General features: G+C 66.3%; 18 protein-coding genes. 8 read left to right on the forward strand and 10 right to left on the reverse strand.

Features of this window, described 5'->3' with window-relative positions:
* The 3 genes from Q7T84_RS20560 to Q7T84_RS20570 all read right to left on the reverse strand — a co-directional run.
* Window positions 1-1,061: cbb3-type cytochrome c oxidase subunit I (locus Q7T84_RS20560; RefSeq protein WP_304812965.1), on the reverse strand; the 1,061-nt coding region annotated here is incomplete at its 3' end.
* A 329-nt stretch (window positions 1,062-1,390) separates the two neighbouring features.
* On the reverse strand, window positions 1,391-2,512 hold the full coding sequence (locus Q7T84_RS20565; RefSeq protein ID WP_304812894.1) for a serine hydrolase: 1,122 nt from the start codon (window positions 2,510-2,512) through the stop codon (window positions 1,391-1,393).
* A 14-nt stretch (window positions 2,513-2,526) separates the two neighbouring features.
* Window positions 2,527-4,770, reverse strand: coding sequence for a TonB-dependent receptor (locus tag Q7T84_RS20570; RefSeq protein WP_304812896.1), 2,244 nt, complete (start codon window positions 4,768-4,770; stop codon window positions 2,527-2,529).
* Window positions 4,771-4,929: 159 nt separating this feature from the next.
* Between Q7T84_RS20570 and Q7T84_RS20575 the strand changes: the two genes are divergently transcribed.
* A complete protein-coding gene (locus Q7T84_RS20575) occupies window positions 4,930-6,150 on the forward strand; it encodes a TetR/AcrR family transcriptional regulator (protein ID WP_304812967.1) in 1,221 nt (406 codons plus the stop codon).
* Window positions 6,151-6,160: 10 nt separating this feature from the next.
* Here Q7T84_RS20575 and Q7T84_RS20580 read toward each other — a convergent pair whose 3' ends face one another.
* Entirely contained in the window at window positions 6,161-7,147 is a 987-nt protein-coding gene (locus Q7T84_RS20580; protein WP_304812898.1) for an amidohydrolase family protein, read from the reverse strand.
* Window positions 7,148-7,303: 156 nt separating this feature from the next.
* Between Q7T84_RS20580 and Q7T84_RS20585 the strand changes: the two genes are divergently transcribed.
* From Q7T84_RS20585 to Q7T84_RS20610, 6 genes are read left to right on the forward strand one after another with little or no spacing between them, the layout of a single operon-like run.
* Window positions 7,304-8,227 carry a VOC family protein gene (locus Q7T84_RS20585; RefSeq protein WP_304812900.1) on the forward strand — a complete coding sequence of 308 codons (924 nt, stop codon included), beginning with the start codon at window positions 7,304-7,306 and terminating at the stop codon, window positions 8,225-8,227.
* Between the two features lie 23 nt (window positions 8,228-8,250).
* Complete coding sequence (locus Q7T84_RS20590) at window positions 8,251-9,120, forward strand: fumarylacetoacetate hydrolase family protein (RefSeq protein ID WP_304812902.1); 870 nt, start codon at window positions 8,251-8,253, stop codon at window positions 9,118-9,120.
* A complete protein-coding gene (locus Q7T84_RS20595) occupies window positions 9,113-10,609 on the forward strand; it encodes a bifunctional 3-(3-hydroxy-phenyl)propionate/3-hydroxycinnamic acid hydroxylase (protein WP_304812904.1) in 1,497 nt (498 codons plus the stop codon). The genes Q7T84_RS20590 and Q7T84_RS20595 overlap by 8 nt, the downstream gene beginning before the upstream one ends.
* A gap of 14 nt (window positions 10,610-10,623) precedes the next feature.
* On the forward strand, window positions 10,624-11,256 hold the full coding sequence (locus tag Q7T84_RS20600; protein ID WP_304812906.1) for a glutathione S-transferase family protein: 633 nt from the start codon (window positions 10,624-10,626) through the stop codon (window positions 11,254-11,256).
* 5 nt (window positions 11,257-11,261) lie between these two features.
* Window positions 11,262-11,930, forward strand: coding sequence for a TetR/AcrR family transcriptional regulator (locus Q7T84_RS20605; protein WP_304812908.1), 669 nt, complete (start codon window positions 11,262-11,264; stop codon window positions 11,928-11,930).
* Complete coding sequence (locus Q7T84_RS20610; protein WP_304812910.1) at window positions 11,927-13,489, forward strand: AMP-binding protein; 1,563 nt, start codon at window positions 11,927-11,929, stop codon at window positions 13,487-13,489. Before Q7T84_RS20605 ends, Q7T84_RS20610 begins: the two co-directional genes overlap by 4 nt.
* 67 nt (window positions 13,490-13,556) lie before the next feature.
* Here Q7T84_RS20610 and Q7T84_RS20615 read toward each other — a convergent pair whose 3' ends face one another.
* From Q7T84_RS20615 to Q7T84_RS20625, 3 genes are all read right to left on the reverse strand, one after another.
* Entirely contained in the window at window positions 13,557-14,972 is a 1,416-nt protein-coding gene (locus Q7T84_RS20615) for an aldehyde dehydrogenase family protein (protein ID WP_304812913.1), read from the reverse strand.
* A 202-nt stretch (window positions 14,973-15,174) separates the two neighbouring features.
* Window positions 15,175-16,131, reverse strand: coding sequence for a sensor histidine kinase (locus Q7T84_RS20620; RefSeq protein ID WP_304812916.1), 957 nt, complete (start codon window positions 16,129-16,131; stop codon window positions 15,175-15,177).
* A 195-nt stretch (window positions 16,132-16,326) separates the two neighbouring features.
* Complete coding sequence (locus Q7T84_RS20625; protein ID WP_304812918.1) at window positions 16,327-16,836, reverse strand: lipocalin family protein; 510 nt, start codon at window positions 16,834-16,836, stop codon at window positions 16,327-16,329.
* A gap of 134 nt (window positions 16,837-16,970) precedes the next feature.
* On the opposite strand from Q7T84_RS20625, the gene Q7T84_RS20630 reads away from it, so the two are divergent.
* Entirely contained in the window at window positions 16,971-18,020 is a 1,050-nt protein-coding gene (locus Q7T84_RS20630) for an AI-2E family transporter (protein WP_304812921.1), read from the forward strand.
* 132 nt (window positions 18,021-18,152) lie between these two features.
* On the opposite strand, the gene Q7T84_RS20635 is transcribed toward Q7T84_RS20630, so the two are convergent.
* The 3 genes from Q7T84_RS20635 to Q7T84_RS20645 all read right to left on the reverse strand — a co-directional run bounded on the left by Q7T84_RS20635 (window position 18,153) and on the right by Q7T84_RS20645 (window position 20,902).
* Window positions 18,153-18,875 (reverse strand): Crp/Fnr family transcriptional regulator, encoded by a 723-nt coding sequence (locus Q7T84_RS20635; protein ID WP_304812926.1) that lies wholly within the window; start codon window positions 18,873-18,875, stop codon window positions 18,153-18,155.
* Between the two features lie 93 nt (window positions 18,876-18,968).
* Window positions 18,969-19,979, reverse strand: coding sequence for a PAS domain-containing protein (locus Q7T84_RS20640; RefSeq protein WP_304812969.1), 1,011 nt, complete (start codon window positions 19,977-19,979; stop codon window positions 18,969-18,971).
* A gap of 158 nt (window positions 19,980-20,137) precedes the next feature.
* Window positions 20,138-20,902: a hypothetical protein gene (locus Q7T84_RS20645; RefSeq protein ID WP_304812928.1), complete on the reverse strand. Its 765-nt coding sequence runs from the start codon at window positions 20,900-20,902 to the stop codon at window positions 20,138-20,140.
* Window positions 20,903-20,919 lie beyond the last annotated feature (17 nt).

Genomic DNA, 20,919 nt, shown 5'->3' on the forward strand with positions numbered 1-20,919 from the left:
GTCCAGTCGGTGTAGTGGCTCAGCGCGTTGACCTCGCGGATCGACATCAGCGGACCTTCGAAGGTCGACATGCCGTAGAAGGCGATGGCGACGACCATCATCCGGACCACCGGGTCGGTGCGCAGCTTGTCCCAGGCGCCCGAGAGCGTCATCAGGCCGTTGATCATCCCGCCCCAGGACGGCATCCACAGCATGATCGAGAAGGTCATGCCCAGGGTCTGGGCCCACTGCGGCAGCGCCGTGTAGTGGAGGTGGTGCGGGCCGGCCCAGATGTAGATGAAGATCAGCGACCAGAAGTGCACGATCGACAGGCGGTACGAGTAGACCGGCCGCTCAACGCGCTTGGGCACGAAGTAGTACATCATCGCCAGGAAACCGGCGGTCAGCAGGAAGCCCACGGCGTTGTGGCCGTACCACCACTGGATCAGAGCGTCCTGGACCCCGGCGAAGAGCGAGACGCTGCGGCTGCTCAGGCCGTTCACCGGAACCGCCAGGTTATTCACCACATGCAGCAAGGCGATGGTGACGATGAAGGCTAGGTAGAACCAGTTCGCCACATAGATATGCGGCTCCTTGCGCTTCCAGAGCGTGCCCAGGAAGATGAACAGATAGGCGACCCAGACGACGGTCAGCCAGATATCCACATACCATTCGGGCTCGGCGTACTCCCGCGACTGCGTGATGCCGGCCAGGTAGCCGGTGGCCGCGAGCACGATGAAGAACTGGTAGCCCCAGAACACGAACCAGGGCCAGACGCCGCCGGCCAGCCGGGCGCGGCAGGTGCGCTGAACGACATAGAAGGACGTCGCGATCAGGGCGTTGCCGCCAAAGGCGAAGACCACGCCCGAGGTGTGCAGCGGCCGCAGCCGGCCGAAGTTCAGCCAGCCGTGCTCAGGAAAATAGAACACCGTGGGCCACGACAGCTGGGCGGCGATCACCACCCCGGCCAGCAGGCCCACGACCGCCCAGAACATGGTGGCGATCACGCCGGCCCGGACGACGCCGTCGGCGTACTCGTCTTGCGGCGACTGCAGGCGTCCCCAGGATATCGCGATCGTCATGACGCCCAGCGCGGCCACGAAGGCGGCGATGAAGAACCATCCGTGGAATCTGAACAGGGGATCGTCGGAAAGGGCGGTGGCGAACAGCGCCCCCAGCGCGCCGACGCCGAGCAGGACATAGAGGAGAACCGCATCCAGCGGCGTTCCGTCCCGTTGAGCCGAAAGAGTGGTCATGTTCCCCGCGAGTGGCTGCGATGCTTCGCGGGCCACTCTGGCGACCGAGCCGGACGGGGGCATTGATTTCGGTCAAGGCGGAGCTTGAGCCGAGCTGAGACGATTCCAGAAGCGCCGCGACAACCCGGCTACGGGCCAGGCTGTCGCGGGCTCAATCAGGCCGCCAAGGCGCCCCACATCGCGGCCGCCATGCCCAGGCCGCGCTCATCGCCGATGGTCGTCATGCCCATGCGGTTCATGGCGAAGGCGTAGGTGGCGCGGGCGTCCATGTCGATGATCGCCAGGGACCCTCCATAGCCGCCCCAGAAGATGCAGTTCGGGCCCGGCAGCGGGATCATCGGCGCCAGTCCGAAGCCCAGGCCGAACCGCGCCGGTATACCCAGCACGAGATCGACACCCTCGATCTGCGGCTCCAGCGCCTTGCGGCAACCGGCCTCCGACAGCAACCGCTTATCGTTCGCCACCCCGCCATTGGCGAGCAGCGCGTGGATCTGGGCGATGGACCGCGCATTGCCCTGCCCGTTGACCGCCGGCATTTCGGCCGCGCGCCACGCCCGCGTTCGGCTGTCCAAGGGATTGGACGCAGGATTGGTCATCATGTTGATGAGCAAGGGGCTCGGCTCGCCCAGATCAGCCGGCACGCCGCCGGTCGGAGGGATCAGGTCGGCGACGCGGGCGTCATGCTCGGCGCCCATCCCGATGTGGAAATCGGCGCCCAGCGGCTCTGCGATCTCCTCACGAAAGACGCTCCCCAGCGAGCGCCCGGTGATCCGCCGGACCACCTCTCCCACCAGAAACCCTTGAGTCTGGGCGTGGTAGCCGGGCGCGGTCCCCGGCTCCCAGAACGGCGCCTGGGCCGCCAGCAGCCCGGTAGCCTTGTCCCAGTCGTAAAGATCCTCCTGGGTGATCGGCTCACGCCAACCAGACATGCCGGACGAGTGGGCCATCAACTGAGCCACCGTGATGGCCGCCTTCCCGTTGGCCGCGAACTCCGGCCAGTAGCGAGCCACCGGCGCGGCGAAGTCGAGTTCGCCGCGATCAGCCAGCAGCAGCGCGGTCAGGGCGGTCATCGTCTTGGTGGTCGAGTAGACATTGACCAGGGTGTCGGCCTCCCAAGGACGGGTCCGGGCCTCATCGGCCCAGCCGCCCCAAAGATCGACGACGGTTTCCCCCTCGATCGTGGCCGCGAAACTGGCGCCCACATCGGCCCCGCTCGCCAGGTTCGCCGCGAACAGTTCAGCGACGGCTTCAAATCGGGGATCGGTCGATCCCGACACGGCTGTATCCGTCATCACCAGGTGACCCCCAGGGTCATGCCGAACGTGCGGGGCGCGCTGTAGATCTTGGTCCCGAAGCCCAGGCCGGTCAGGTCGATCACCTGCGTAAGGTAAAGCTCGTCCGTCAGGTTCTTGCCCCAGACCGAGAAGGTCCACGGCGAGTCCGCGGAGGACAACAGGATATTGCCGTCAAAGCTCCAATAGCCGGGTGTCTTGGCGATCTGGGTGTTTTCCGAATCCCGGAATGCGCTGGTGGCGTGGCTTGGCTGGACGGTGATCTTGGCGAGGTAGTCGCCGGGCAGATGGAGGTCGTAGGACGCCGAGCCCTTGAAGCTGAAGGCCGGCGCGTTCGGCATTCTGTTGCCGTCCTGCAGCACGCCCGCCGCGTTGACGAATTCGCCGAGCTCGGAATCCAGGATCCCGACCGCCGCCTGAAGCGTCAGGTCCTGGGTTGGCCGCCAAGACACATCGGCGTCGATACCCATAATCGTCGCCTTATCGACATTGCCCAGAATCTGGATCGGAATGAAGCCGACCGTCGAGCGCTTGAAGGTCTGGATGTCGCGGTAGTCGTAATAGAAGCCGCTCACATTGACCTGCAGCGAACGCTGCAACATCGCCAGCTTCGCCCCGATCTCATACGAGGTGAGCTTCTCAGGATCGTAGGGCGCCATCTGCCGCGGATCGGTGGCCAGGCCCGAGAAGAACCCACCGCTCTTCTGGCCCTGCGAGATCGAGGCGTAGAACAGGCTGTCGTCATCGGGCTTGTAGTTGAGGCCCACCGTGCCCGTGACGTTGTTGTCGCTGATGGTCTGATCGACCGCCGCCAAGGTGAAGGGCTGGCTGCAGCCGCCGCAGAGCGCGCTGGCCCCGAAGGTGTTGAGGTCGAAGGAGCCGCCAGCATAGTGGCGCTCCTCCCAGGTGTAGCGCAGGCCCAGCACGCCGGTCAGCTTCGGCGTAATCGCGTAGAGCCCATGGGCGAAGGCCGCCGCTGACTTGGTCGTTTGGTCGGCGGTGATCAGGGTGTTGGTGTTGAACAGCGCCTGGTTCTGGCCAACGGATGAGTAGGTGTAGTGATCCCACGAATAGAAACCGCCCACGATCCAGTCGAGCTGCCCCGACTTGCCGCCGAACCGAAGCTCCTGAGAGAACTGATCGATGGCGTACTTGTTCAGATAGTCGAGGATCGGCGCCGGCGTCGTGTCGATATTGGCGTCGGTGCGCTGGATGAAGCTGCGGTAGCCGGTGACGCTGGTCAGGGTCAGGCCGTTGATGTCCAGGTCATTGCGCCAGGTGACGTCCCAGCCGTCGCTGTTCAGGATCGGCTTGCGCTCCCAGTCGCCCTTATAGGGATCGCCGTCACGGTCGGTGTAGCCGAGGAAGTTCGTGCAGTTCGTGTCGTCGGTGCGACCCGCCAACACCGAGGCGCAGGGCGCGAAGGTCGTGGGATCGATGGCTCCGAAGAACTCGGTCAGGCCCTGCTGGCCGCGCTGCCGCAAGCCCTCGACCTTGAACAGGCTGCGGAAGTCGTCATTAGGCGTCCAGAGCAGCATCGCACGGCCGGTCTGGATGCTCTGCTTGCCGATGGTGCCCGGCAGCAGACGGCTCTCCCAATAGCCGTCCTGCTGCTCGATCAGCTTACCTGACACCCGTAGGGCCAAGGTGTCCGAGATCGGCATGTTGACCATGCCGTCGAAAGTGAAGGTGTTGTAGTTGCCATAGCCGACCTGGGCGCGGCCGCCCGCTTCGTGGGTCGGCGGGGCCGAGATGAAGTTGATCGCCCCGGCTGTGGAGTTGCGTCCATAGAGCGTGCCCTGCGGTCCCTTGAGGACCTCGACTCGGTCCAGGTCGAACAGTTGACCGTTCATCATCACCACGGTGGAGAGGAACACCTCGTCCATGTAGATCCCGGCTGGCGGGCTGGTGTTGCCGCCAAAGTCGTTGAGCCCCACCCCGCGGATCGTGACGACCGGCAGCACGCCAGGCGCGTTCTGCTTGATGTCGACATTGGGCACGATGTTGATGGCCTCGGACATGTTCTGCAGGTGGCGCTGGGCGATCGCCTGGCCCGAGATCGCCGTGATGGTGGCGGGCACGTCCTGCACGCTCACGGTTCGCCGGTCGGCGGTGACCACAAGCTCCTCGATGACCGGCGGCTCGGCGCGGTCCTGGGCCATGGCGGCCTCGGCCACCCCAAGGCCGGCCAACGACGCCGTGCAGAGGAGCGCCCAGCGGCGCTTTGCCGCGAAGGCGGCCATTTTGGTTCCTGAGTGCATTCCGTTCCCCATCCCGAACTATGTCGGGTTTTAGTTACGATTAGGTGCGCATTTTCCGCAAATCGTTACCCTGTCGTCAAGTGACTTTCGAACAGGTACAGTTCCGCCCCTATTCGAAACTCGCTGAGAAACCGCTTGAACGTGCAAACGACGGCCCGCTCCCGAAACCGGGAGCAGCAAATTCTGGATGTCGCCTCCCGGCACCTGAACACAATGGGGGTGTCGGTGGAGTGGTTTGGAGAGATCGCGGCCGAGCTCGGCCTGACTCGGCCGGCGATCTACAAGTACTTCGTTGATCGCGAGGACCTGCTGTTTCGTTGCTACGCCGATGCCTGCGACGCCGTCGACGCGCGTCTCGACGCCGCGATCAGATCGACCTCGGGCATCGTCGAGGCCCTGTCGGCGTTCCTGGCCAGCGATGACGCCGCGGGTCCCGAGCCGGCGGTGCTCAGCGAAATGATGGCGCTCCCGCCCGAAAAACGCGACCTCATCTGGTCACGCCAGCGAGCTATCGTCGAGCGGCTGAGCAAGCTGATCCAGGCGGGGATAGCGGCGAACCTGTTTCGCCCGCTCGACCCGGTCGTGGTGAGCCACGCCATTCTCGGCATGGCCAGTTGGACACCGATCTACGGTCGCTGGGCCCCAGGCGCGAACCTCGACCTGATCGATGTTGGGTCGCGCGAAATCCTGTTCCAAGGTCTCGCCGCCGACAGGTCCGCATCGCCGGCCAAACTCGCCCCATTCGCCCCGCTCGCCGCGCCACAAGCCGATATTTTCAACCGCCAAGCCGTCGACGCCGCCAAGCGCGAGGGCATTCTGATCGCCGCCTCGTTCCAGTTTAACCGTCGCGGCATCGGCGCGACCCGGATGGAGGATGTCGCCGCCGCGCTCGGCCTCAGCAAGCGGGCGATCTACCACCACATCGGGCAGAAACAGGACCTCATCGACGCCTGCGTTGAACGTGCCTACGCCTATTTTCTCGGCGTGATGGAGGCTGCGGAGCTCTCTGACGCCCCACGGCTGGCGGTGATCTACGCCGCGGTGCGCGATATCGTCTGGGCCGCGAGCGAACCTACCGTCTGCGTCCTGGCCCCTCACGTCGGCTTTGGCTTGCTCAGCGTCGGCGAGCGTGAGGCGGTCGGCGACTACGCTTTGCAATTGGCGGACGGATATCGCCGAATACTTGAGCGAGGGGTGGCTGAAGGCAGCCTGCGACCGATCCCCATCGACGCGGTTGTCGCGAGCCTGCCCGGCGTCTTCTCCTGGGCCGCCAACAGCCCCGAGCAAACCCCTGAGGTCCGCATGCACATCGCCGATCAGCTCGCCACCCTCGCGACCCACGGCCTCTGCGTCGGCGACTAGCGATCAGGGCTCAGCCTTTCGCGAGCTTCGCCAACCGCGGGAACACCCGCTCGGCGTTCTCCCTGGCGATCGCCCGCAGGTCAGCCCCGCTCAGTTCGGCTTCGCTCGTCAGTTGATGTAGGTTCCGGGCGACCCCAAGCTCCGGCGTGAACGGCCAATCGCTGCCAAACAGGATCTGGGTGATCGGCGCGATCCGACGAAGGCCGGCGATCGCAAACGGATGACCCGACAGCGCCACATCATAGTAGAGCTTGGCCAGCGCCTCGAAGACCTCCGCCTCACTGACCGGCCGCGGCGTGATGAACGGGAGGTTGGCGAAGACCGCGATCCGCGCGACCAGGGCCGGCAGCGCCGCCCCGCCGTGCGGCACAATCAGCTTGAGGTCGGGGTTGGTCTGCAAGGTCCGTGAGTAGAGCAGATCGACAATGGTCCGCGTGGTGTCGAGTGGGAACTCGAGCAACGGCGCCGGGCGTCCCAGCCCCACCTGGTCGAAACAGGCCGGACTGGTGGGGTGCAGGAACACCGTGGCGCGCCGGCGATTGAGCTCCTCGAAGATCGGCGCGAACCGCGGTGAGCCGAGATACTCCCCGTCGCTGTTGGTCTCCAGGATGAACCCATCGACGCCCAGCTGGTCGAAGGCGAAGGCGATCTCATCCAAGGCGCCCCGCACATCAGGCATGGGAAGGCTGGCGAAGAACCCGAACCGTCCAGGATGGGCGTCGACCAGACCTCGACCCGCCTCGTTGACCTGCCGGCACAGGGCCGCCCTTTCCTCCTGCGGCAGGAAGTGAGTGGACGGCGAGGATAGCGACACCATCGCCGTGCTGATCTGCTGGCGATCCATCATCGCCAGCATCGCCTCGGCGCTCCAAGCCGGTATCGCCATGCCCCCATCGAGGCTGGTCAGGCCCGCCCCGGCGAGCGCCTCGCAGTAGAAGTCCGGTAGGAAGTGAGCGTGGACATCGATCCGTCCGCAGGCGCAGGTGGCGCTTTTCATTGTCACGTTCCTCGAGCTCAAGCCGTTACCCACAATCAATAAATGACCGTATCGTCATTTTATGTTGGCGAAAATTGCTTGATTCAAGCAGTTTCACACTTGCTCCACATCGATCATAGCGACATGATTGACCAATCAGTCATTTATGAGCGCGCCATGAGCACGATCAAGATCGAAGACATCGCCTTCGTCCGCTTCCGAGCGCCGGACCTGGCCCAGATGCGCGCCTTCCTTGAGGAGTTCGGCCTGACCGTCATGGAGGACGGCGAGCGGCTGTTCGCGCGCGGCGCTGGGCAGAGCCCCTTCCTCCACGCCACGGAGCTGGGCGAACCCGGCTTCGCCGGCCTGGGCCTGCGGGCGTCGTCGCTCGCCGATCTTGAAGCCCTCGCGGCGGCGGAAGACCTTCAGGTTCTGCCGCTGGACGCCCCGGGCGGCGGACATGTGGTGACCCTCACAGATCCGGACGGCCGCCGCGTAGAGGTGGTCGCCGGTCAATCAGCCACGCCGGCCTCCGTCCTCCCGGCGCGCGAGCCGTGGAACTCCGCAAGCGCTCGGGAGCGTCTGCGCCAGACTAAACGCGTCTCCCCGGGGCCCGCGCATGTCGTGCGCCTGGGCCACTGCGTATTGAACGTCGGCGACTTCCGCGCCTCCGAGCGCTGGTACAAGGACCGCTTCGGCCTCATCACGTCCGATGAGATCGCCCTGACGCCGGACTTCTCGATCGGGGCCTTCCTGCGCTGTGACCGTGGCGCGACCCCGACAGACCACCACACGCTCTTTCTGATTCAGAGCCCATCCGGCCCCGGCTTCAACCACGCGGCTTTTGAGGTCGCCGACCTCGACGACCTGATGGCCGGCCACCAGACGCTGAAAGACGCCGGACGGCATGCCGAGTGGGGCGTCGGTCGCCACATCCTCGGCAGCCAGGTGTTCGACTATTGGCGCGATCCCTGGGGCCACACCCTCGAACACTGGACCGACGGCGACCTCTTCACCGCCGCCGACGGCTCGAACGTCGCCAGCCTCGAAGACCTGATGGGTGTGCAATGGGGCCCGTCCGCGCCCCCGACCATGGCCTGAACCAGCATCCAGAGACACGATAGATGAAACTCGCCACCTTCCAGGCTGGCGCGGCGTCCGAACTCGGCGCCGTCGTCGGCGACCGCATCATCGCGCTAAGCCGCGCCGCCCCCGGCCTGCCCACGGATATGATCGGCCTGATCGCCGCCTGGCCACAGGTCGAGAACGAGGTCCGCGCCCTGGCCGATCAGGCCGCCGCCGCCGCCCTGCCCCTGGACCAGGTTCGTCTGCTGGCCCCCATCCGCCGCCCCGGCAAGATCATGGCCATCGGCCTGAACTACGCCGACCACATCGCCGAGAGCAATCTGGGCACGCCCGAGCATCAGATCTGGTTTTCCAAGGCGCCGACCGCGGCCAACGGCCCGTTCGATCCAATCGATGTGCCCAAGGTCTCCCAGGCTCTCGACTATGAGGCCGAGCTTGTCGCGGTGATCGGCGCCGGCGGCCGCCATATCGGCAAGTCAGACGCGGCCCAGGCGGTGTTCGGCTATTGCGCCGGCAACGACGCCACCGAACGCGCATGGCAGCACCGCACGCCGCAATGGGTGGTGGGCAAGTCGTTCGACACCCACGCCCCGTTCGGCCCGTGGATCACCACCGCCGACGAGGTTCCCGATCCCCATGCCCTAGGCATCCGCTGCCTGGTGAACGGCGAGACCCGCCAGGACTCCAACACCCGCCACCTGGTCTTCAATGTCTGGGACCAGATCGAACACCTCTCGCAGGCCATGACCCTGGAGGCCGGAGACCTGATCTTCACCGGCACCCCGGGCGGTATCGGCGCGGCCATGAAGCCCATGCGGTTCCTGGTGGCCGGCGACGTGGTCCGCATCGAGATCGACGGTCTGGGCGCCATCGAGAACCCCTGCGCGCCGGAGCCGGACCGTGGGTGACGAGGCCTTCGACTGCGACGTGCTGATTGTCGGCCTCGGCCCGGTCGGCGCCATGCTCGCCTTGCTGCTGGCCCAGTCGGGCGTCAGCATCATTGCGATCGACAAGGACACGGCGGTCTACCCCCTGCCCCGCGCCGCCCACTTCGACCACGAGATCATGCGCCTGTTTCAGCAGGTGGGCGTCGCCGAGGCGGTGAGCCGCCACGCCCGGCCCGCCCCGGCCTACGAATTTCGCGCCGCCGACGGCCAAGTCCTGTTGCGGATGGACCTGCCGCCGCTCGCGCCCTCTGGCTGGGCCACCGGCTACATGTTCCATCAGCCGGCTGTCGAGAACGCCTTGCGCGCCAAGCTTGAGCAAAGCCGGCTGGCGCAGATAAGGCTCGCCCAGCGCTTCGAGCGCCTGGAACATGACAGCGGCGGGGTCACAGCCTTCCTCCAAGGCCCGGACGGCGCGTCGAGCATCCGCGCCCGCTATCTGGTCGGCTGCGACGGCGCTTCGAGCCTCGTGCGCGACGCCATAGGCGGCGCGCTAGACGACTACCAATTCGACGAGCCCTGGCTGGTGATCGACGCGGTGCTTGAGAACGGCGCCCGCCCGCCCGAGGTCAATCTGCAGATCTGCGATCCGAGCCGCCCCACCACCTGCGTCCTCATGGGGCCAGGCCGCCACCGCTGGGAGTTCATGCTGCTGCCCGGGGAAACGCCCGAGCAGGTGCTGCGCGACGACTTCATCGCGCCGCTGATCGCCGGCTGGGACTGCGGGCCGGTGCAGATCGAGCGCAAGGCCGTCTACCGGTTTCACGGACTGGTCGCCAAGACCTGGCGGAACGGCCGGGTGTTGCTGGCAGGGGACGCCGCCCACCAGATGCCGCCCTTCGCTGGCCAGGGCATGTGCTCGGGCCTGCGGGACGCAGCCAACCTGGCCTGGAAGCTGAGAGCTGCGATCCAAGGCGACGCAGACGAGGCCCTGCTCGACACCTATCAGGTCGAACGCGAGCCACATGTGCGGACCTATATCGAACTCGCCATCGGCATGGGCCGGGTGGTCTGCACCTTGGACCGCGACGTCGCCGCTCAGAGGGACGCCGGCATGTTGGCCCAACGCGCGGCGGGCGCGCCCACCTTGCCGCCCGCCGCCCCTGCGCCGCTCACCGGGGATGGGTTTCTGGCCGGCGCGCCGGGCGCCGGAGCGCTCTTTCCTCAGGCGGTGAGCGGCCAAGCCGAACCGCGTCAACGCCTGGACGATGTCCTCGGCGCCGGACCTTGGCTGATCGCACGCAGCGCCTCACCGGACCTGGGCGCGATCACCGTGACCGACCTGACCGATCCGCAACTCCAGCCCTTTCGCTCGTCGCTCGAGGGCTGGCTCGACCGTCATCGGGCGCAGGCTGTTCTTATCCGGCCCGACCGCTATGTCTTCGGCGCCGGCGAGCCTCGGGTTCTAGCCGACGCCTATATGCAAGCCCTTCGCCCCACCTCCGCCGCCTGAGAGAGAAACACCCCATGCTTCGCCTGCACCACGCACCGATGGCCTGCTCCCTGGCCAGCCGCTTCGCCCTGGCCGAGGCCGGCTTGGCTCACGAGGTGATCGTCGTCCGCACCGCTCGGGGCGAGAACAAGGCGCCGGCCTATCTGCGGATCAATCCGCGCGGCAAGGTCCCGGCCCTGGAGACCGACGCAGGCGTGCTCACGGAGTCGACGGCGATCTTGCCGTTCATCGCCGACCTCGCGCCGGGCAAGAACCTGCTGCCGCCGTCCGGCGGCTTCCCACGCGCCGAGGCTCAGGCCTGGCTTTCGTTCCTCTCCAGCACGCTCCATGCCGCCTATACTGGCGCGCTGCGCGCCGAGGCGTTCGAGGGTTGCGACGTCGAGGCGGTGCGCAGCGTCCACGTCGCGCGGCTGACGACAGCCCTTGAGGAACTCGACGCCCACCTGGCGGGCCGGGAGTTCATGCTGGACGCCTTCAGCGTCTGCGATCTCTATCTGCTGGTGTTCCTCCTCTGGCGCGGCGCCCCGGCGCTGGCCGGCCGACTTGCGCCCTCGCCCAATCTCGACCAGTTCCAACAGCGTATGCTCGCCCGCCCGGCCCTCGCCGCGATCCTGGGCGAGGAAATGAAGTCGATGGCGGAGGCCTGACGAGATTGAGCGCAAAACGCATCGAGCGCGCTGAGCGCACCCGGGCCGCGCTGGTCGCGGCCGGCCAGCGCCTCTTCTGCGAACGGCCCGTGGACGCCGTCGCCATCGACGACATCGTTCAGGCGGCCGACGTCTCCAAGGGCAGCTTCTACAACCACTTTCCAGACCGCGACGCCCTGGTCCGCGAGGTCACAGCCCAGATCCGCTCGCAGGTGGAGCACGCCGTGTCACGGGCGAACGCCGGGGTCGAGGACCCGGCCCACCGGATGGCCAGGGCGGTCTGTGTCTATCTGCGCTACGCCGTTGACGATCCAGAGCGCGCCGGCGTGCTGGTCCGCCTCCACAGCGGTCACACCTCGACCTCCACCCCGCTCAACAAAGGGCTGGTCGACGACGTGGCCCAGGGCCTGGCGCAGGGACGCTTCACGGTGCCGACTATGGAGGCCGGGGTTCTCTACGTCCTGGGCGTGGCGCAACTGGCCCTGATCCGCGTCACCCAGGAGCCCACCATGACCCTGGCCGTCAGCCTGGCCCAGCAGATGTGCGCCTTGCTGCTGCGCGGCCTTGGCGTGCCCGGGTCCGAGCCTGAACTGATCGCCGCCCAGGCCGCCGATCAGATCGTCCGGCAGGGCGCCTTCCGCGACACCCCCGCGCCCAAGGGAGAGACCCATTGACCCCGCGCCCGATCACGCCCTTCGACGGTATGGATATCCGCACGCTGATCGACGATCAGGCGCGGGTGCGCGGCGAAGCGCCCTGGCTGACCTGGGAGCCCTTCGAGGGCGAAGGACGCAGTTGGACCTATGGTGAGTTCCGCCACGCCGTGCGCCGCTTCGCCGCCGGCCTGCAAGCGCGCGGCGTCCAGCCGGGCCAGCGCGTCATCGTCCACCTCGACAATTGCCCGGAGTCGGTGATCGCCTGGCTCGGCTGCGCCTATGCCGGCGCGGTGGCCGTAACCACCAACGCCAAGTCCAGCGGCGAGGAGATCGCCTATTTCGCCCAGCACAGCGGCGCGGTGGGGGCGATCACTCAACCACGGTACGCCAGCCTGGTCGCCGCCGCGACGCGGGGACTCCCCTGGCGCGCCGTGACCGAAGCCGACGGCGGCGCCTCGGCCGAAGCCCCGAGCGAAGGCTACGCACCTTTCGCGGCGATCGACGGCGATCCAGAGACGCTGATCGAGCGGCCCCACGATCCCTGGGCCGACTTCGCCATCCAGTACACCTCCGGCACCACGGCCCGGCCGAAGGCCGTACTCTGGACCCACGCCAACGCCCTCTGGGGCGCGCGCATGTGCGCTCAGAACGAGGACCTGCGTCCCGACGACGTACACCTCACCCACCTGCCGCTCTTCCACACCAACGCCCAGGCCTATTCGGTGCTCGCCGCGCTCTGGGCCGGCGCGCATGTCGTGCTCATGCCGCGGTTCTCGGCGTCTCGGTTCTGGCCCGTCTCGCTCAAGCACCACGCCACCTGGACCTCCATGGTCCCATTCTGCGTCAAGGCGCTGGTCGCCCAGCCGCTGCCGGCCGCGCACAGCTACCGCTTCTGGGGCAACGCCATCTGCGAGCCGGCCTGGGACAAGCACTTCGGGGTCAAGACCATCGGCTGGTGGGGCATGACCGAAACCATCGCTCACGGAACCGTCGGCTCGGCCCGCCAGCCGGACGCGCCGATGTCCATGGGCCGCCCGTCGCCCGGATACGAGATCCACGTCCTCTCCGAGGACGGACAGCCCGTCGCGCCGGGCGAGACCGGCGATCTCCTGGTGGGCGGCCAACGCGGCGTCTCGCTGTTCAAGGAATACGCCGGCGATCCGGCCGCCACCGCCGCCGCCTTTCGCGAGGACGGCCTGTTCATCACCGGCGACCGCGTCCGGCGGGGCCTTGATGGCTTTCTCTATTTCGCCGACCGCTCGAAGGACATGTTGAAGGTCGGCGGCGAGAACGTCGCCGCCTCCGAGCTTGAGCGCGTGATCGCCGCCGTGCCAGGCGTCGCCGAGGTGGCCGTCGTCGCCAAGAAGCATCCGATGCTCGACGAGGTCCCGGTGGCGTTCGTGATCCCCGCCGCCGGACAGGCCGAGGGCCTGGTCCAACGCATTCAAGCAGCGTGCGCCCAATCCCTGGCGACCTTCAAGCAACCGCACGACGTGCGCCTGACAGGCAGCCTGCCGCGCTCGACGCTCGAGAAGGTCGCCAAGGCCGAACTGCGCGCGCTATTGGCCCAAGAATAGGCCAAGGCTAAGCCGAAGGCTCACGATCAGAAGCAGGGGGCGCGCAACGGCCGCCCCCTGCCCCGGATCAGCCCTTGGCCAGGTAGACGGCCTGCGGCGCCATGTACTCAAGCAGGCCGTCCATGCCGTTCTCGATGCCGAAGCCGCTGCTCTTGCGGCCGGCGAACGGCGTGTCGGGCCGCAGGTTTAGGTTCTGATTGATCCAAACGGTGCCGGTCTCCATCCGCCGGGCGATGTCCATCGCCTGGTCTAGATCCTTGGACCAGACCGCGCCCGCCAGCCCGTAGTCACTGTCATTGGCGCGATCGATCACCTCGTCGATATTGGCGAATTTCAGCATCGGCAGGATCGGACCGAACGCTTCCTCCTGCACGACGCGCGAGTTCTCCGGCGGATTGTCGACGATGGTCACGGGCACGAAGTAGCCGGCCTCCGGGACCGCCCCGCCCTGAATCAGGGTCAGGTTGTTGGCCTTGGCGTCGTCCAGCAGGTTCATCACCCGGTCGTACTGGCGCTTGTTTTGGATCGGCCCCAGCACCGTGCCCTGCTCACCGCCGTCGCCGACCTTCACCGCCGCGGCGATGGCCGCCAGCCGGTCGCGCAAACCGTCATAGACGTCCTCGTGGACATAGAGACGCTTGGTCGCCACGCAGATCTGGGCGGTGTTGAAGAAAGCGCCGAAGAAGATCTTCTGCGCCACCGCGTCCAGGTCGACGTCCGGCATGACGATGGCCGCGTCATTGCCGCCGAGTTCCAGGGTCAGGCGCTTGAGATCCTTGGCCGCGCTCTCCATCACCCGCTTGCCGGTCTCGGTCGAGCCGGTGAAGGAAATCTTGTCGAAGCCGGGGTGGCCGGTCATCCACGGGCCGAGATCATCGCCGCCGCTGATGACGTTGAACACGCCCGGCGGGAAGATGTCGCGGAACAGCTCGCCGATCTTCAGCGTGCACAGCGGGGTGAAGGGCGAGGGCTTGAGCACCATGGTGTTGCCGGCGACCAGGGCCGGAGCGACCTTCCACATGGCCAGGCTGACCGGGAAGTTCCACGGCGCGATGGCGCAGACCACGCCCAGCGGGACATAGCGGGTTTCGATGAACTGGGTCGCCGAATCCTCGGAGACATGCACCGGCGGCGTCATCTTCGACACCGCCTGCAGCCAGGCGCCGGCGCCCTGAATTTCCTGGCGGGCCGCCTCGACCGGGCGCCCCTGCTCTTGGGTGAACAGTCGGCCCAGCTCCTCGGCATGAGCCAGAAGCGTCTCGCCGGCCTTGCGCACCAGCGCTTGCCGCTCCTCGATCGGAACCTTCCGCCAGGTTTTGAAAGCCTTGCGAGCCGCGACCACCGCGGCGTCGAGTTGATCGCGACCGCAGTCAGGCGCCGTGGCGAAGGCTTGGCCGGTCGCCGGATTGACGACCTCGATCGTCGCCTGGCCTGCGACGGCTTCGCCGCCGATGGTCATGGTGTAGTCAGTGTGAAAATCCATGGAGCGCTCCTAGCAAGAGATACGGGCGACGACAGTTGTGGACGGATCGGGTCACACGTCTATCGCTGGCGATGGCATGGGCCACAGATAGGTCACGTCCTAACTGCTCCCGAAACAAGGGGCTCATTGTTCACACCGAGGGAGCCCTGACCTCCATACGACGCAGGGATAGCTGCTCGCCCGGCCGCTCCGCCGGCGGGAGCTACGCCCCCAGCCGATCCTTCCTCATCCGGAGCGTGGCGACGAGCCCGCTTTCCTGCCAGTCGTAGGACAGCTCACCCTCCAGGTCGTGGGCCACGCTGCGCGAGATGAGCTTGCTTCCAAAGCCATGCATGTCCGGAGGACCCGAAATGGCCGGCCCGCCGGTTTCAGCCCAGACCAAGAACACATCGCGATCGTCCGTGGTGCTGGAAATATCGAGCATCCCCAAGTCCGACGACAAGGCGCCATGCTTGACCGAATTGGTCGCCATCTCATGGATGACCAAGGCCAGGGTGGTGGCGGTCCGCTCCCCGACGCCCATCCTCGGAACGGCGACCCGAACCCGGCTGGCGAAGGCGCCAACGTCATCGTATGGCGCCAGCAGCACCGAAATCAGATCTCCAAGCAACGCCGCCTTCCCCTCGTTGCCCGGGAGGGGGCGAACGAGGTCATGCGCACGCCCCAGGGCCGTGAGACGTTCGGTCAGCGCCTGGGCCATTTCGGCGGCCGTGGTCGTGGAATTCGCGGTGATCCGCGTCAGACCCCCCGCTATGGCGAGCAAGTTCTTGACCCGGTGGCTCATCTCCCCGGCAAGTAGCTCGTGGGCTTCCTCAGCCTGTTTGCGTTGGGTCACATCCAGGAAAATTCCAAACATGACACCATCGACGATGCCTTCGTCCGCCCCTTGGCCTCGGGCTGAAATCCACCGCACGTCATCGCCCGCCATGATGCGAAAATCGATTTCGTAAGGCCCGGCGACCGAACGGGTCGCTGTAAAAGCCGCGCGCACGCGATCACGGTCGGCAGGATGAATGTGAGCCGACAGGTCCTCGAAGGCGACCTCTCTCGACCAAGGCAAGCCCCACAGCCCGAAGGCCCGCTCGTCCATGGTGAACTGGTCGGTATCGACCTGCCACGACCAAAGCGCGACGCTGGCGGCGTTGATCGCCAGCCTCAAATGCTCCGGCCGCCATATCAAAGAAGCGGCTTCCTGCGCTGACAAGCGGTTGAACTCCCGAAAAAACGCGCTGCTCGCCAAACTGAGCAGTCCGAGCCCACCTAGTCACATCGGCCGCGCTTCGCCTATGACGGCGCGTCAGCGAGGGTGCCGCCAAGGCCGCCGTGCCTTGCCGCGCATCCTCACCCGCCGAGCTTAGCCCTTGTCGATCATGGCGTCGGTGACCTCCCGACCGGTATGACGAGGCGTGATCAGGTCCGACAGATCGAATCCCTGGCGCTTGGCCTCCGCGAGGTATTCCTGAACTGTCGCTTCCGGCGCGCTGGCCTCGCGAGCGAGAAGCCAAAGGTGCTTCCGGTCTGGGGTCCCCACGAGGGATAGACGGTATTCAGGGTCGAGTTTCAGTATCCAGTAGTCGCCCTCGGTAAACGGGATCCAGCGAATGAACTTGGGTAAGAAGCTGACCTTCAGCCGCGAGTTCGTCTCGTCGATGGGCTTGGCCTCGCCGATGGATTGGGCGGGCTTGCCTTCGCCGTCGAAGCAACGGTTATCGACTCGGACCGCACCGCTCTCGGTGAGTGAGTAATTCGCCGTGATGTCCGTCGCTGTCTCATCCTCCCACCTCAAGGGAAGACGGCGGATTTCATGCCAGCGCCCCAGATAGCGGTTGAGGTCAACACGTGGAACAGCGGTAACTTCAGTCATGCGTTCGGGCTCCATTGACCCGACGCAACGCTGCCCGGCGGGGCGAGTTCCCGGGCCGCGGGCATGAAGTCCGTCGCCGAAGCACGCGAACTTCGAGCGTCGGCGAGCGTTCACAGCTCAGCTGGAGAATGCCTTTGAAACTCGACAAGTCGACGCTCTCTTCGATGGTGGCCGCTTCGGTCATCCTGGTCGGCGTCTATTTCCTCGCCCAGGGGGCGGTGAAGCTCGCCAGTCTGTGGATTTTGATCTTTGGATCGGTGGTCGTCGCTGTCGTCGTCCGCGCGATCGCCGATCCACTGGTGAACCGATTTAGGTTCAAGGACGGCTTGGCCGTGCTGAGCGCGATCCTGATCATCCTGGCCACGCTCAGCGGGATCGCTTTCCTATTTGGGCAACAGATATCTGAACAGGTCCACCAGCTGACTTTGAAGCTCCCGGGCGCCTGGGCTCAATTCCAGGCGCGGCTGGAAGCATCTCCCGCCGCCGGCCAGATCGTTGAGCACTTGCAGGAGCTGGGATCGGAGGCGGGTCGCGCGCTGGCCATCGCCCCCCGCATCGCGATGAGCGCCGCCTCGGGCTTCGCCATCTTGGTGCTGGTGCTGGTCGCCGGCGTGTTCCTCGCCGCCCAGCCCGACCGTGCGCGAGAGGGTGTCCTGTCGATGGCCCCCAAGCCCTCCCGCCCGCGTCTGCGCGAGGTGATGAACACCTGCGGGCGCGCGCTGAAAGGCTGGGTGAAGGCGCAGCTGTTCTCCATGGTTTTGGTGGGGTCTCTGGTTGGCCTCGGGCTTTGGGCGATCGGCGTGCCTGCGCCGCTCGCCTTGGGACTGTTCACCGGCTTGGCCCAGTTCGTTCCGATCGTCGGCCCGATCGCCGCCGCTGTCCCGGCGCTGCTGGTCGCGGCCAGCGGCGGCACGCAGATGTTGCTGCTGACCCTCGCGCTCTTCATCGGCGTGTCGCAGCTCGAAGCCAACCTCATCACGCCGCTCGTTCAGAAGAACCTCGCCTCGCTGCCCGTGGTGCTGGGGATCTTCGCGGTGGTGGGTTTGGGAACGCTCTTCGGGCCTTTGGGAGTGCTGTTCGCCACGCCGCTCACCCTGGTGCTCTACACCGCGATCACCATGCTCTACCGCCAGGACGTCCTGCACGACGAAGAGGCGCACGCTCCGGGGGAGGCCTCGGACTGAGCCACGGCCCCTGGCCGCGATGGGCCCGGCGCCAACGTCGTGGGCGAGGCGTTCAAGACGCGCTAGTCGCGGGAGCTGTCAGCAGTATCAGCGCGACCCTGCAGATCTGGGCGGCGGACAACAACCCCCGCCTTAGCCAGGCACCGCTTCGTGCGCGCCCACCATCAAGTCGACGCCGCGGTCGATTGAGGCGTAGCACTCGCAGGCGATCGCGCAGATCGCAGCGGTGTCCGTGATGCGGATCTTGCCGCGGCTGTAGGCGACGACGCCCCTCGCCTGCAGAGCGCCGGCGATCGCCGTGACTGTCGTCCTCTGCACGCCGACCATGATCGAAAGATGCTCCTGGGTCAGGGGCAGGACTTCGGCGCCCAGACGGTCACGGGTCATCAGAAGCCAGCGGCAAAGTCGCTGTTCGGCGTCGTGCAGGGCGTTGCACGCCGTGGTTTGCGCTGACTGGATCAGGGACGCCTGGGCGAAGCTGACGATGTTCGACACGAGGGAGGGTCTCGTTGCGGCCGCTTCTGCGAGAGCAGAGAGCGGAAGGGCATAAACCTCGCCTCCCACTTGAGTGATCACACGCTCAAAAGAGAGTGGCGAGCCGAGCGCATGCAGCAAGCCGTGCCCGCCTTCGAAGCCGATCGTGCGGGTCTCGACCTGGCGCCCGTCGCCCATCACCGCCACCACCGAGAGGATAGCGTTGAGCGGCAGGTACACATGGTCGATTGGAGCCCCCTCCCTCGCAATGACGTCGTCACGCGCCAGGATGCGTCGGCGCAGGTGGGGTTGCAGCGCTGCGGCGTCCGCTGAAGAGAGACTTTCAATGAACCGGTTAGCTGGCACGTCGAACCCTCCCACGGTCTTGACTACTCAGGCGCCGGGAACGCGTCAGATGAGTGCTGGTTTCGGGCGATCCAGGTTGCGAAAGCCGGACCGCGCGCCTGTCGGCGACTAGGCCCCAAGAGCCGCGTCACGCAGAGGAATGGAAAAGGCCGTATCGAGGCCGTCAGCCTTCCACTCGCGGGTTAGTCGACCTCCGAGTTGGCGCCCGATAGTGGCGTCCATCATCTTGAAGCCAAATCCCTCGGCCGGATTTTCGGCTGGCGGTGGCGCTCCCGTCTCGTTCCAACGAACCTTCAGCCCTTCTCGATCATCCTCCCCCCAATGGATCGACACCTCTCCGCAAGGCGAGGAGAGCGCGCCATGCCTAGCGGTGTTGGCGATCAGTTCATGCACGACTAGGCCAACCGACTGAGCGATCTGGGGGTGAACCTGCACATCCGGCCCGGCGATGACCACACGGCGACCGCCGTAGGGTTCGATCTGAAGCTGGATGAGCTGCAAAAGCGGGACCGCCCTCCATCCGCCGGCCGCCAACAAGCCATGGACCTGGGACAGGGACTGCACCCGCGCATCCACCGACGCCGCATATTCGGCGACGTCGTCCTTACGGGTCATCCGCACTATGCCTTGGACGATCGCCAATACGTTCATGGTGCGGTGGTCGATTTCCCGCAGCAGCCGACGTTCCACCGCCTCCAGTTCCTCGGCTCTGCGCCGCTCGCTGACGTCCAGCTGCGAGACCAAGAAATACAACAGGGCGCCGCCGTCGTCGTGGACAGGGCTGAGGCACAGCTGATTCCAGAAGGTCGTTCCGTCCTTGCGGTAGTTCAAAATCTCGACCGTGACCTCGCGATGCTCCGCAATGGCTTCGCGAATCTCGGAGACGGCCCCCCGGTCCGTCTTGTCGCCTTGCAGGAAGCTGCAATCGCGACCGAGAACCTCCGTCGCGCTATAGCCCGTGAGGTTCAGAAACGCCCGATTGGCCATGACGATCGGGTTCGCCATTTGGCGGGGGTCTGTCACCACCATCGGCATACGCGTGCGCTCCAGCGCAATAACAGCAAGCTCGCTCCGGTCCGCTAATCCTCGCGGCGTGGCCGCGGCCGGCTGATCCCCCACCAATCCGACCGTGGGCGCTGCAACCTGATCCAACTCGATCTCCCTAACGGCCAGATAAGCGGCGCGTGTCATCCCAGTGATCGACCCGCCATCGGGCCGACCGAGCTCTGGACGAAAAACCCCCAGGCCGTTGAGAGCAGGCCTGGGGGCGCTAAAAGCTAGAAGTCGCGCTGAGCGCCGAGCGGCCCGCCGAAGCGACCTGGCTCCGGAGGTGCGCCGGCCTCATTGCGTTCCGTCGTCTCATTCCGGGTGAAGGAGCGCTCCTCGGCCCGGTAAAGCTGACGTTCACGGTTGATGTCGTCGGCGCTATAGGGCGCGGCGGTGTCGTCAAACTGAGACCAGCCCGTCTCGCGATAGGCCGCCCCGCGCGCTAGGGCGTCGACGCCTCGCGCCCCATCGAGGATGCCTTCAATTCGGACGACCTCGTCGTCGCTGGCCTTGACGCTGACCAGGGTCCCGCCACGGCGGACCCCCTCAGCATAGACATTGGCCTCTTCGTCGGAGTGGCCAGCTTCCTTCAGCGCGCCCAGAATGCCTCCCGCCGCGCCGCCGGCCGCCGCGCCGATGGCTGCGCCAACCGCGGTCGAAACCAGCCAACCGGCGGCCACGACCGGACCAAGCCCTGGGATAGCCAGCATGCCAAGGCCCGCCAGCAGGCCAGCGCCGCCGCCGACCAGACCGCCCGTCGTCGCGCCCTTGCCGGCCCCGTCGGCGACGTCGTTCTCTCCATCTCCATTGCGGTCTCCAAGCGGCCCGCCGGAGCCCGGGGCGCCGCCAGCATGCTTGTGGCCGGCGTGCCAGTTGTCGGCGTTGTTGGAGACGAGGCTGATCTTGTTGTGATCGACCCCGGCGCGTTCGAGGGCTTCAACCGCGCTCAGGGCTTCGGTGTGGCTGTCGAACAGCCGCGTGATGGTCTTGCTCATCGCGTTTTCCAATTCTG

The organism is Phenylobacterium sp. (assembly GCF_030654915.1).
Classification (GTDB): Bacteria; Pseudomonadota; Alphaproteobacteria; order Caulobacterales; family Caulobacteraceae; genus Phenylobacterium.